The sequence below is a fragment of the Tepidiphilus thermophilus genome (assembly GCF_001418245.1).
Taxonomy (GTDB): domain Bacteria; phylum Pseudomonadota; class Gammaproteobacteria; order Burkholderiales; family Rhodocyclaceae; genus Tepidiphilus; species Tepidiphilus succinatimandens.
The window spans coordinates 38,149-49,115 of the sequence record NZ_LIPU01000014.1 but is presented as its reverse complement, the minus strand read 5'-3'; the positions used below and the strand labels follow the sequence as shown (position 1 = coordinate 49,115).

Genomic DNA, 10,967 nt, shown 5'->3' with positions numbered 1-10,967 from the left:
CAAATCCCGCCGGATCGCTATCGCATGCACTACGTGAAGGTCAAGGTACGGGTGCATCGCTACCTGGACGGGCGGCTGGCGATCTTCCATGGCCCGAGAAGGCTCGCGCGCTACACGGCTGACGGTCAGCTGCAAACCCCCGAACTGCAGGTTGTCGCGTAGGTCCGCCGCGGCGCCTGCCGGGGAGGGAAGGCGCTCCGGGCTACGCCCTTCACGCCTTCCCTCCCCGGCTCGGAAAAGCGGACAGTTTATGTGCTACGAAACCGGACAGTTCTATTTGTTGACAACATACCTTCGAAGCCAGCCCCTTCGTACTGCCTCGACCCGGCTCCACAGGCCTTCCCACCGCTTCGCCCATTCGCTTCCAGCAGCAGCAGCGCGAGAGAGGGCGCATTGTAGGGGGTCGCGCCACAGAATGCAAGGGGGCGCAAAGAGATGTGGCGCGGTTTTTGCTTATCCCTTCATAGAGGCAGCCGATGCCAGCGCCGACTCGCTTCAAAACGCCGCAGAGGCGAAGCTCTCGAAGCGGGTGTGCTCGCCGAAGAAGCTGAGGCGGATGGTTCCGGTAGGACCGTTTCGGTGTTTGGCGATGATGATCTCGGCCACGCCTTTGTCGGGCGTGTCGGGGTTATAGACTTCGTCGCGGTAGATGAACATGATGATGTCCGCATCCTGTTCGATGGCGCCAGATTCGCGCAGATCCGACATGACCGGGCGCTTGTTGGGGCGCTGTTCCAGACTGCGGTTGAGCTGGGAGAGTGCGATGATGGGCACGTTGAGCTCTTTGGCGAGGGACTTCACCGAGCGGGAGATTTCGGAGAGTTCGGTGGCGCGATTGTCGCTCTCGCGGGTGCCGGTCATCAGCTGCAGATAGTCGATGACGATGAGTCCGAGCTTGCCGCATTGGCGGGCGAGACGTCGGGCGCGGGCACGGAGGTCGATCGGGTTCAAGCCAGGGGTTTCGTCGATGAAGATGGGGGCTTCGTAGAGCTTGCCCATGGCGGCGGTCAGACGTTGCCAATCGTCGTCGGAGAGGCGCCCTCGACGCAAGTTCTGCATGTCGATGCGCCCGAGCGAGGCGAGGAAGCGCGTGGCGAGCTGGGTGCTGGGCATCTCCATGGAGAAGACCGCCACCGGCAGGCGCTGATGGATGGCGACGTGTTCGGCAATGTTGAGCGCAAGCGTCGTCTTCCCCATCGCGGGGCGACCGGCGAGGATGATGAGATCGGAGGGTTGCAGGCCAGAGGTCTTTTCGTCGAGATCGACGTAGCCGGTGGGAATGCCGGTGACCTCGCTGGGGTCGGCTCGGTCGTAGAGTTCCTGGACACGGTCGACGACGAGCTTGAGCGCCTGCCCGATGGGAATGAAGCCGGTGAGACTGCGGGCACCGGCTTCGGCGATCTCGAAGATCTTGGCTTCGGCTTCGTCGAGCAAGGACTTGGCTTCGCGCCCCATGGGGCTGAGGGCGGAGGCGGCGATCTCGTCGGCCACGGCAATGAGTTTGCGCAGAATGGCGCGCTCGCGGATGATCTCGCCGTAGCGGCGGACGTTGGCAGCCGACGGCGTCTGGTTGGCGAGTTCGGCAAGGTAGGCGAGGCCGCCGGCGGCTTCCGCCTCTCCGCTTTTTTCCAACGATTCGTGGACGGTGACGACGTCGGCGGGGCGACCTTGTTCGACGAGGCGGCTGATGTGGCGGAAGATGCGCCGATGCTCGTCGCGGTAGAAGTCGTCGGGACCGACGAGATCGGCGACGCGATCCCAGGCGGTATTGTCGAGGAGCAGCCCGCCGAGCAGCGCCTGTTCAGCTTCGAGCGAGTGCGGCGGTAGTTTGAAACCCGTGGAGGAAGGAGCGAGCAGAAGTTCGTCAGACATGGTTCAATCCACACCCGTGACCGGGCGAAATGGCTTGGAAAAGGTTACACCGCTCCCACGCCAGATTATCTCTGTGAAGAGGAGGTTCCCGTCGGGAGTTGCCCCGCGGATCTCGAGACCCGAGGCATGGGTTCATTCTAACGCCGAAAAAGCAACGAGCGCCGGACCTGAAGGCACGGCGCTCGTCGGGCGAGGCGTACGGCAGGAATCAGTGCTCGCCGAGCACCGAGACCTTGATGGTGACGCGCACGTCGGTGTGCAGCGCGATCTCGAGCTCGGTCTCGCCGACGCTCTTGATCGGGCCTTGAGGCATGAGGATCTGGGCGCGGGGAATGTCATAGCCCAGCTGCTGCAGACCTTCGGCGATGTCGATGTTGGTGACCGAGCCGAAGAGACGGCCGTCTTCGCCAGCCTTGCGGGTGATCTGCACCGTGATGCCTTCGAGGCGCGAGGCGAGCGCTTGGGCGGCGGCGAGTTTCTCGGCCTGCTGGCGCTCGAGCTCGGCGCGGCGGCGTTCGAATTCGGCGATGTTCTCGGGCGTGGCGCGCTTGGCCTTCTTCTGGGGAATGAGGTAGTTGCGCGCGTAGCCGTCTTTGACCTTGACGATGTCGCCGAGGTTGCCGAGGTTGGTGACCTTCTCCATCAGGATGACTTGCATGTCGGGCCTCCGCTCACTCGTGCTGGTCGGTGTAGGGCAGCAGCGCCAGGAAACGGGCACGCTTGATGGCGGTGGCGAGCTGGCGCTGGTAGCGGGCGCTGGTGCCAGTGATGCGCGCCGGCATGATCTTGGCGACTTCGGTGATGAAGTCTTTCAGCAGCTCGACGTCTTTGTAGTCGATCTGCTCGATGCCTTCGGCCGTGAAGCGGCAGTATTTGCGGCGGCGGGAGAATCCGCGTCCGCCCCGTTCGGGTCTAGCCATGTTCGTTTCCTTCCATGTGTCGTAATTCGGTGATATGCAGAATGGGCGTGCGGCTCTTCAGGGTGCGAGCGGCGAGGAAGCCGAGGCAGCGGATCCGGGTTCCCAGCGGCAGTTCGGCGAGCCGGCGTCCGCATTCCCCCAAGGACTTGATGCCGAGCTCGAATTCGATGCGGCGCTCGGCTCCGGCTTCGGTCTGCGTCGAACGATGCGCGAGCACGCCCTCGAAGACCGGGATGCCTGCCGGCGTGTAGCGCAGGCCGCGGCTGGAGATCAACACGCCGTCGAGTTCCACGCGGTTGCACACCGGGCGGACAAAGCCTCAGGCCGCCGGGCTGGCTTCGGCGGCGGATTCGGCCGCTGGCGCTTCCAGCAGGGAGCGGGACTTCTCTTCCTTCATCATCGGCGAAGGCTCGGTGACGGCCTTGTCCATGCGCACGGTGAGGTGGCGCAGCACGGCGTCGTTGAATTTGAAGGCGGTCTCGAGTTCGTTGAGGGTCTCGCCGTCGCACTCGATGTTCATCAGGACGTAGTGCGCCTTGTGCACTTTCTGGATGGGATAGGCGAGTTGGCGGCGCCCCCAGTCTTCGAGGCGATGGATCTTGCCGCCGCGGCCGGTGATGAGGTTGCGGTAGCGCTCGACCATGGCCGGAACCTGTTCGGACTGGTCCGGATGGACGATGAAGACGATTTCGTAGTGGCGCATGTAGACTCCTTGTGGTTGACGAGCAGCCTCCCGGCATGCGGTCCGGTGAGGCAAGGGAAACGATTAGTATAGCGGCGAACGATGGGGTTGTCCAGCAAGCGACAGACGTTCAGGCCATGCCCTCGCGCAGCAGCGGCCAGGCGCGGCGAAGGTAATAGACCATGGAGACGATGGTGAGCAGGGCTGCCAGCCAGAGCATCGCCTGCCCCCAGAAGGGGGTATCGAAGTGCGGCAAGGGGCTCCAGTAGAGGAGCACGGGGATGGCGATGAGCTGGACGGTGGTTTTCAGCTTGCCGATGAAGGCCACGGCCACCGAGCCGCGGCTGCCGAGTTCGGCCATCCATTCGCGCAGAGCCGAGATGGTGATCTCGCGCCCGATGATGATGAGGGCGGCAAGCGCATGCGCCCGGCCCAGATCGACGAGGACGATGAGGGCGGCCGCGACCATCAGCTTGTCGGCCACCGGGTCGAGGAAGGCGCCGAAGCGCGACTGCTGCCTGAGCCGACGGGCGAGGTAGCCATCGAGCCAATCGGTGATCGCGGCCACGGTGAAGATGACGGTGGCCCAAAGATTGATGACTTGGGGGTGCAGCCAGCCCTGGGGAAGATAGAAGAGCAGGACGAAGACGGGGATGAGGGCAATTCGCCCCCAGGTGAGGAGATTGGGAATGTTCCAGTGCATCGTTCGCCCTGTTCCTTCGTGCGCCTGTCTGCCGTCAGTGGCCGTGCAGCGCATTATAGAGGGTTTGGGCGAGCTGCCGGTCGATGCCGGGCACGCGGCATAGGTCTTCGACGGTGGCCTCCTTCACTCCGTCGAGCCCGCCGAAGGCTGCGAGCAGCGCCTTGCGCCGTTTGGGGCCGATGCCGGGGATGTCCTCGAGGCGGGAACCGGTGCGGGCCTTGGCGCGACGGGCGCGGTGTCCGGTGATGGCGAAGCGGTGCGCTTCGTCGCGCACGATCTGGATGAGATGCAGCGCCGGCGAGGAGGGTGGCAGCTGCAGCGGCGCCCGTCCGTCGGCGAAAACGAGGGTCTCGAGGCCGGGCTTGCGCGCTTCGCCCTTGGCCACGCCCACGAGCGGCAGCTCGAGCCCGAGTTCGTCGAGCACCCGGGCGGCGACCTCGAGCTGCCCCTTGCCGCCGTCGATGAGCACGAGATCCGGGCGCGGCGCCTCGCCCTCGGCGACCCGCTCATAGCGGCGGGTGAGCACCTGGCGCATGGCGGCATAGTCGTCGCCCGGCGTAATGCCTTCGATGTGGTAGCGCCGGTATTGCGAGGGATTCATCCCCTCCCCCTCCCAGACGACGCAGGAGGCCACGGTGGCCTCGCCCATGGTATGGCTGATGTCGAAGCATTCGATGCGCCGCGGCGGCTCGGGCAGGTCGAGCGCCGCAGCCAGCTCCTGCAGCTGGGTTCGGGCACGCTCACCGCCGCGCGCACGCGCCTCGATCGCCACCCGGGCGTTCGCTTCGGCCATCTCCAGCCAGGCGCGGTCGGTGGCACCGCGCCCGGCGCTCACGGCAATGGGGCGTTCGGCAAGGAATTCCACGAATTCGGCGAGTTCCGGCGAAGCGAGGTTGGTGAGGATGCGATCGGGCCAAGGCCGGTCCTGGTAGTGCTGCTCGAGGAAGGCGTGCAGCACGTCAACCGGCTCGGCGCCCTCGGCCTGCTGCGGAAAGAGGGGACGGTCGCCGAGATGCCGCCCGCCGCGCACCATGGCGAGGTTCACGCACACGAGCCCGGCGTGCGCGAGGACGACGAGGATGTCGACGTCTTCGTCGCGGCGGCTGTCGACCGCCTGCTGGTGCAGCACCGACTGCAGCGCCCGGAGGCGGTCGCGCAGCCGGGCGGCCTCTTCGAAGTCGAGCCGCTCGCTTGCCGCATTCATCGCCACGGTGAGCGTCTCGATCACCTCGGTCGACTTGCCGGAGAGAAAGCGCGCGGCCATTTCGACCTGCTGCCGATATTCCTCTGCGCTCACTTTGCCGACGCAGGGGGCGGTGCAGCGGTGGATTTGATGCAGCAGGCAGGGGCGCGAACGGTTGCGGAACACCGAATCGGCGCAGGTGCGCAGCTCGAAGAGCTTTTGCACGAGCTGGATGCTCTCGCGCGCCGCCCAGCCGTTCGGATAGGGGCCGAAATAGCGCTCCCCCTTGTGCAGGGCACCGCGGTAGGTCTGGATGGCGGGAAAGTCGCCGCCGGTGAGCCGGATGTAAGGATAGGATTTGTCGTCGCGAAAGAGGATGTTGTAGCGCGGTGCCAGCGTCTTGATGAGGTGATTCTCGAGGATGAGCGCTTCGGCCTCGGAGCGCACGAGCGAAATGTCGACGCGTTCGATCTGGCGCACCATCAAGGCGATGCGCGGACTCGGCAGCCGGGCGCGGAAGTAGCTCGCCAGGCGTCGGCGCAGGTTCTTCGCCTTGCCGACGTAGAGCACGGTCTCGTCGGCGCCGATCATGCGATAGACGCCGGGCGATTCGGGCACCGTCTGCAGGAAAGCGGAAGCGTCGAACTTCATGGCAGGAACGGATCAGAACCAGGCATGGCGCTGCGACCAGTCGCGTACGCGCTCGCGCGCCTGCAGGTAGGGTTCGAAGAGCTCGAGCTCGAAGGGATCGGGGATGCGCGGAGAACCGAGCAGTCCTTGGCGGCGGGCGATCGCATCGGGTGCCGCCTGGGGCCACGCCGCTTCGAGCAGGTGCGCCACCCAGTCGGGGCGATTGCACACGAGCGCCAGGTCGCAACCGGCCGACAGCGCCGCCGCGACGCGGGACTGAGGCTCATCCCCCGCGGCCCCTGCCCCGGCCATGCCCAGATCGTCGGAGAGGATGGCCCCGCGGAAACCGAGCCGTTGGCGCAGCACTTCGCCCAGCCAGAAGGCGGAAAACCCCGCAGGTTCCGGGGCACAGCGTTCATAGCGCACGTGGGCGGGCATGACGCCGGCCAGCGAACGCAAGAGTCGATGGCGGTAGGGCACGAGGTCGCGCTGCCAGATCGCCTCGAAAGGGCGGGAATCGACCGGCAGCGTCTCGTGCGAATCGGCCGCCACCGCACCGTGACCGGGAAAGTGCTTGCCGACGGCGCGCACCCCCATCATGGCAAGCCCCGCCACCAGCGCCTGGGCAAGGCGCGCGACCACGGCGGGATCGTGACTGAAGGCGCGATCGCCGATCACCGCGCTCACGCCAGCTTCGACGTCGAGCACCGGCGCGAAAGTGAGATCGATGCCGTGCGCGGCGAGTTCCGCGCCGAGGACGAGGCCGACGTCGTAGGCCAGCATCACCGCCCGCTCGGGATCACGCTCGTATTCGTCGCCGAGCCGGCGCATGGGGGCGACCGGGGTGAAGCCGTCGCCGCGGAAACGCTGCACGCGCCCACCTTCCTGATCGACGGCGATGACCAGCGGCCCTGGGCGGGCAGAACGTATCGCCTGGACCAAGGCGGCGAGCTGGGTCGAATCGCGATAGTTGCGGGCAAAGAGGATGACGCCGCCCACGGCCGGATGGGCGAGACGGCGCAGTTCTTCCGGGCTCGGTTCGAGGCCGGCGAGATCGATCATCAAGAGGCCGGGCGGTAGGGCGGTGTGGTCCATGAGAAGGAACTTTTCAGGCGGGAGGGAAAAGCGGGGATTCGCCCTCGGCGCGCTCGAGCACGACGAAGGCAACGGCGTGCTCGCGCTCGTCGGAGAGGCTCAGGTGCGCCCGCAGGCCGGCCGCGGCGAGTCGCGCCGCGAGCGCCTCGGCGAAGGCGAAGAAGGGGCGTCCGCGCGCGTCGTGCGCCACCCATAGATCCTGCCAGCCGAGCGCCGCCCCAAGCCCGGTGCCCCAGGCCTTGGCGAAAGCCTCTTTGGCGGCGAAGCGCTTGGCGAGCAGGCGCTCGGGCGCGAGGGCGCGGGAGAAGGCTTCCCGCTCGGCCGGGGCGAGGATGCGTTCGGCAAAGCGCGTACCGTGGCGCGCCAGCGCCGCGGCGAGGCGATCGATGCGCACGAGGTCGGTACCCACGCCGACGATCATCGGGCCGCGGCCTCGCGCATCAGCCGCTTCATTTCGCGCACGGCCTCGCGCAGGCCGGTGAAGACGGCGCGGCTGACGATGGCATGGCCGATGTGCAGTTCCCGCACGCCCGGTAGCGCCGCCACCGGCTGGACGTTGTAGTAGTTGAGGGCATGCCCGGCGTTGAAGCGCATGCCCAGCCCTACGATCGCCTCCCCCGCGCGGCGCACCTTGTCGAGTTCGGCCTGCACGGCGGGACGCTCCAGATCGCGCCCGGCGGCATGGAAGGCGTGGGCATAGGGACCGGTATGCACCTCGCACACTTCGGCGCCGATGCGGCTCGCCGCCTCGACCTGGCGGGGATCGGCATCGAGAAAGACGCTGACGACGATGCCGGCGTCGCGCAAACGGGAGACCACGCCACGCAGGCGGGCCTCGTCGCGCACGATGTCGAGCCCCCCTTCGGTGGTGATCTCCTGGCGCCCCTCGGGAACCAGCATGGCCATCTCGGGTTTCAGGGAACAGGCGATCGCCACCATTTCGTCGGTGGGCGCCATTTCGAGATTGAGCTTGATCTGGGTGAGCTCGCGCAGGCGCCGGACGTCGGCGTCCTGGATGTGACGGCGATCCTCGCGCAGATGGACCGTGATGCCGTCGGCCCCGCCGAGGTGCGCCTCCACCGCGGCCCACACCGGATCAGGCTCATAGGTGCGGCGCGCCTGGCGCAGGGTGGCAACGTGGTCGATGTTCACTCCGAGTTCGATCATTCGAGCAGCTCCCGTAACATGCGTCGTGCTTGCAATTCCTGCCCGTCGAGGGCGTGGTCGATGAGCCGGCGCGTGAGCGCGCGCACTTCGGCGAGCGTCTCCGGCCGGCTCCAGCGGCCGGCGCGTACGTCTTCCAGCGTCTCGGCGCTCAGTATTGCCTCGCCTGATCTTGCCGTTTCCCCCTCAGCAAGCAGCACCAGGCCCGCACGCGGCTCGAAGCGGTAGCGCCCGGCTGCGGCTTGCGGCCAATCCAGACCGTAGCCCAGCGCGGCGAGGAAGGCGAGCTCGAAGCGGCGCAGCACGGGCGAGAGCGCCTCCCCCCTGGCGAGCGCGCGCACCGCTGTGTCATAGGCGAGAAAGACCTCGCGATGGGGATCCTCGCGCGCGAGCAGCCGCAGCACCAGCTCGTTGAGATAATACCCGCACCACAGAGCCCTTCCTCGCGGCAGCGGCACACCCCCCGCCCACTCGGCCCGCGTGAGGGTACGCACTTCGCCCGCCCCTCTCCAGCCGAGCACGAGGGGCTGGAAAGTGAGCAGCACCGGGCGCAGCTGGGAGCCAGGGCGGCGCGCCCCTTTGGCGGCAAGCGCCAAGCGCCCGTGTTCGAGCGTGAGCACCTCGAGCAGCAGGCTCGTTTCACGCCAAGGCCGCGCGTGCAAGACGTAGGCGGGCTCGGCCTCGACCCGTTGCCGCCGCGTCATGCGCCCTCAGCCGTCGTAGCCCAGAGAGCGCAGCGCCTGTTCGTCGTCGGCCCAGCCGCTGCGCACCTTGACCCAGACTTCGAGATAGACGCGCGCCTCCAGCAGATTTTCCAGCTCCTGGCGTGCCTCGGTGGCGATGCGCTTGATGCGCTCACCCCCGCGGCCAATGATGATGGCTTTGTGCGGTTCGCGCTCGACGATCACTGAAGCATAGATACGGCGCAAGTTTCCCTCGGTTTCGTAGCGCTCGATCTCCACGGCGATGCCATAGGGCAGCTCGTCGCCCACGAGGCGGAAGACTTTTTCCCGCAGGTATTCGGCGGCGAGGAAACGCTCGCTGCGGTCGGTGATCATGTCGGGGTCGTAGATCGGCTCGCCCTCGGGCAGATAGGGTTCGAGGGCCCGCAGGAGCTCGTCGGTGTGCTCGTCCTTTTCCGCCGACAGCGGCACGATCTCGGCGAAGGGGCGGCGCTGCGCCATTTCGGCGATGAAGGGCAGCAGCAGCTTCTTGTCTTTCAACCGGTCGACCTTGTTGATGACGAGCACGACCGGCACGTGCTCCGGCAGCAGGTCCATGACCTGAGCATCCTCGGCCGTGAAGCGGCAAGCCTCGATCACGAAGACGATGACGTCGACCTCGGAGAGCGCCTGGGTGACCGTGCGGTTCATCAGCCGGTTGAGGGCGCGCTTGTGCCGCGTCTGGAAGCCGGGCGTGTCGACGAAGACGAACTGCGCCCGGTCGGTGGTGAGGATACCGTGGACACGGTGGCGCGTCGTCTGCTGCTTGCGCGAGACGATGCTCACCTTGTGGCCGACGAGGCGGTTGGTGAGGGTGGATTTGCCGACGTTGGGCCGGCCGACGATGGCGGCATAGCCGGCGCGAAAGGCGGAAGCAGAAGAAGTATCGTTCATCGGAACTCAGGCAAAGTGCCCGCAGGGCGCGGGCAAGGGTTCAGGTCTCTCCCAACTGCGCCAGGATCTTGGCGGCGGCGTCTTGTTCGGCGGCGCGGCGGCTGGGCCCTTCGCCCTCGGCGGAAAGCCCGATCGCCTCGGCCTGCGCCCGCACCCTGAAGTGCTGCGCGTGCGCCGGGCCGCTGACGCTGACGATCTCGTAGCGCGGCACGGGGTGATGCCGCCCTTGCAGCCATTCCTGCAGGCGGGTCTTGGGATCCTTGAGGCGTTCGAGCGGGCCGAGCGCGGCGAGTTCCGGCTCGAGAACGCGCGCCACCAGCTCGCGCGCGGCCTCATAGCCACCGTCGAGCAGCACCGCGCCGACGATGGCCTCCAGCGCGTCGGCAAGGAGCGAAGGGCGACGGTTGCCGCCGGCGCGCCGCTCGCCCTCGCCGATGACGAGCAACTCGTCCAGCCCCAGGCGCAGGGCGGCTGCGGCCAAAGTTTCTTGGCGCACGAGGCTCGCGCGGGCGCGCGAGAGGATCCCTTCAGGCTCCTCGGGATAGCGGCGATAGAGGAGCTCGGCCACCGCCAGGTCGAGCGCGGCATCGCCGAGGAACTCTAGGCGCTCGTTGTGTCCTTCGCCCGCGCTACGGTGTCTGAGGGCGGTGGTGAGCAGATCGAGATCGTGGAAACGATAAACGAGGCGCTCCTGCAGCGCCTGCCACCGTCTTCCTGCCTCACTCATGGCGCGCCTATCGTACCGTGGGCCTCGAAATCGAAGGCGAGGCTGACGTTGGCGAACAAGGGAACGAGGCGCTGGTAATGGACTTCGATTTTCGTGCGCCCCTCTTCGCGGGTGATGACGAGGTCGCGCCCACTCACGGAAGTGAAATCATCGATCGTGGCGAACTTGTCGAATTCGCTGCGTAGCTGCGAGGGCGGGGTCTGCGGCTCGGCCCGCTGGGCGAGCTCGGAGATGGCGCGTTTGACTGCGGCATATTCGGTATAGACGGGAACGATGCGCAGGGCGAGGATCAGCCCGAGGCCGACGATCACGCCCCAGAAGATCACTCCCAGCAAGCTGACCCCGCGTTGCCCCCGTCTCATCACTGTGTCCATG

General features: G+C 66.9%; 14 protein-coding genes. All 14 read right to left on the bottom strand.

The annotated features are described in order from the left end of the window. Window positions 1-495: 495 nt before the first annotated feature. Entirely contained in the window at window positions 496-1,872 is a 1,377-nt protein-coding gene (dnaB, locus tag ASC37_RS09715; RefSeq protein WP_055424185.1) for a replicative DNA helicase, read from the bottom strand. 208 nt (window positions 1,873-2,080) lie between these two features. Then, entirely contained in the window at window positions 2,081-2,530 is a 450-nt protein-coding gene (gene rplI / locus ASC37_RS09710) for a 50S ribosomal protein L9 (RefSeq protein WP_055424184.1), read from the bottom strand. 13 nt (window positions 2,531-2,543) lie between these two features. Next, window positions 2,544-2,792, bottom strand: a complete 249-nt coding sequence (rpsR, locus tag ASC37_RS09705) for a 30S ribosomal protein S18 (protein ID WP_028875107.1) — start codon at window positions 2,790-2,792, stop codon at window positions 2,544-2,546. After that, window positions 2,785-3,096, bottom strand: a complete 312-nt coding sequence (gene priB, locus ASC37_RS09700; protein ID WP_072247983.1) for a primosomal replication protein N — start codon at window positions 3,094-3,096, stop codon at window positions 2,785-2,787. Before priB ends, rpsR begins: the two co-directional genes overlap by 8 nt. Before the next feature lie 15 nt (window positions 3,097-3,111). Beyond that, window positions 3,112-3,495: a 30S ribosomal protein S6 gene (gene rpsF, locus ASC37_RS09695; protein WP_055424183.1), complete on the bottom strand. Its 384-nt coding sequence runs from the start codon at window positions 3,493-3,495 to the stop codon at window positions 3,112-3,114. Window positions 3,496-3,604: 109 nt separating this feature from the next. Beyond that, window positions 3,605-4,177 carry a CDP-diacylglycerol--glycerol-3-phosphate 3-phosphatidyltransferase gene (pgsA, locus tag ASC37_RS09690; RefSeq protein WP_055424182.1) on the bottom strand — a complete coding sequence of 191 codons (573 nt, stop codon included), beginning with the start codon at window positions 4,175-4,177 and terminating at the stop codon, window positions 3,605-3,607. 34 nt (window positions 4,178-4,211) lie between these two features. Next, window positions 4,212-6,011, bottom strand: coding sequence for an excinuclease ABC subunit UvrC (gene uvrC / locus ASC37_RS09685; protein ID WP_055424181.1), 1,800 nt, complete (start codon window positions 6,009-6,011; stop codon window positions 4,212-4,214). 12 nt (window positions 6,012-6,023) lie between these two features. Continuing rightward, window positions 6,024-7,085 (bottom strand): beta-N-acetylhexosaminidase, encoded by a 1,062-nt coding sequence (nagZ, locus tag ASC37_RS09680; RefSeq protein WP_055424180.1) that lies wholly within the window; start codon window positions 7,083-7,085, stop codon window positions 6,024-6,026. A gap of 13 nt (window positions 7,086-7,098) precedes the next feature. Next, window positions 7,099-7,506, bottom strand: coding sequence for a holo-ACP synthase (acpS, locus tag ASC37_RS09675; protein WP_055424179.1), 408 nt, complete (start codon window positions 7,504-7,506; stop codon window positions 7,099-7,101). After that, the gene (locus ASC37_RS09670; protein WP_055424178.1) at window positions 7,503-8,252 is read right to left on the bottom strand and encodes a pyridoxine 5'-phosphate synthase; all 750 of its coding nucleotides are present in this window, start codon (window positions 8,250-8,252) and stop codon (window positions 7,503-7,505) included. Before ASC37_RS09670 ends, acpS begins: the two co-directional genes overlap by 4 nt. Then, window positions 8,249-8,953 (bottom strand): DNA repair protein RecO, encoded by a 705-nt coding sequence (gene recO, locus ASC37_RS09665; RefSeq protein WP_055424177.1) that lies wholly within the window; start codon window positions 8,951-8,953, stop codon window positions 8,249-8,251. The genes ASC37_RS09670 and recO overlap by 4 nt, the downstream gene beginning before the upstream one ends. A gap of 6 nt (window positions 8,954-8,959) precedes the next feature. Then, the gene (gene era, locus ASC37_RS09660) at window positions 8,960-9,865 is read right to left on the bottom strand and encodes a GTPase Era (protein WP_055424176.1); all 906 of its coding nucleotides are present in this window, start codon (window positions 9,863-9,865) and stop codon (window positions 8,960-8,962) included. Window positions 9,866-9,905: 40 nt separating this feature from the next. Continuing rightward, window positions 9,906-10,592 carry a ribonuclease III gene (rnc, locus tag ASC37_RS09655; RefSeq protein ID WP_055424175.1) on the bottom strand — a complete coding sequence of 229 codons (687 nt, stop codon included), beginning with the start codon at window positions 10,590-10,592 and terminating at the stop codon, window positions 9,906-9,908. After that, window positions 10,589-10,966, bottom strand: coding sequence for a DUF4845 domain-containing protein (locus ASC37_RS09650; RefSeq protein WP_055424174.1), 378 nt, complete (start codon window positions 10,964-10,966; stop codon window positions 10,589-10,591). The genes rnc and ASC37_RS09650 overlap by 4 nt, the downstream gene beginning before the upstream one ends. Between the last annotated feature and the right edge of the window lies 1 nt (window position 10,967).

What these genes read in the sequence shown, in the direction of transcription:
- dnaB (WP_055424185.1), bottom strand. Translation starts at nt 1,872, where the DNA reads ATGTCTGACGAACTTCTGCTCGCTCCTTCCTCCACGGGTTTCAAACTA.
- rplI (WP_055424184.1), bottom strand. Translation starts at nt 2,530, where the DNA reads ATGCAAGTCATCCTGATGGAGAAGGTCACCAACCTCGGCAACCTCGGC.
- rpsR (WP_028875107.1), bottom strand. Translation starts at nt 2,792, where the DNA reads ATGGCTAGACCCGAACGGGGCGGACGCGGATTCTCCCGCCGCCGCAAA.
- rpsF (WP_055424183.1), bottom strand. Translation starts at nt 3,495, where the DNA reads ATGCGCCACTACGAAATCGTCTTCATCGTCCATCCGGACCAGTCCGAA.
- pgsA (WP_055424182.1), bottom strand. Translation starts at nt 4,177, where the DNA reads ATGCACTGGAACATTCCCAATCTCCTCACCTGGGGGCGAATTGCCCTC.
- uvrC (WP_055424181.1), bottom strand. Translation starts at nt 6,011, where the DNA reads ATGAAGTTCGACGCTTCCGCTTTCCTGCAGACGGTGCCCGAATCGCCC.
- nagZ (WP_055424180.1), bottom strand. Translation starts at nt 7,085, where the DNA reads ATGGACCACACCGCCCTACCGCCCGGCCTCTTGATGATCGATCTCGCC.
- acpS (WP_055424179.1), bottom strand. Translation starts at nt 7,506, where the DNA reads ATGATCGTCGGCGTGGGTACCGACCTCGTGCGCATCGATCGCCTCGCC.
- ASC37_RS09670 (WP_055424178.1), bottom strand. Translation starts at nt 8,252, where the DNA reads ATGATCGAACTCGGAGTGAACATCGACCACGTTGCCACCCTGCGCCAG.
- recO (WP_055424177.1), bottom strand. Translation starts at nt 8,953, where the DNA reads ATGACGCGGCGGCAACGGGTCGAGGCCGAGCCCGCCTACGTCTTGCAC.
- era (WP_055424176.1), bottom strand. Translation starts at nt 9,865, where the DNA reads ATGAACGATACTTCTTCTGCTTCCGCCTTTCGCGCCGGCTATGCCGCC.
- rnc (WP_055424175.1), bottom strand. Translation starts at nt 10,592, where the DNA reads ATGAGTGAGGCAGGAAGACGGTGGCAGGCGCTGCAGGAGCGCCTCGTT.
- ASC37_RS09650 (WP_055424174.1), bottom strand. Translation starts at nt 10,966, where the DNA reads ATGGACACAGTGATGAGACGGGGGCAACGCGGGGTCAGCTTGCTGGGA.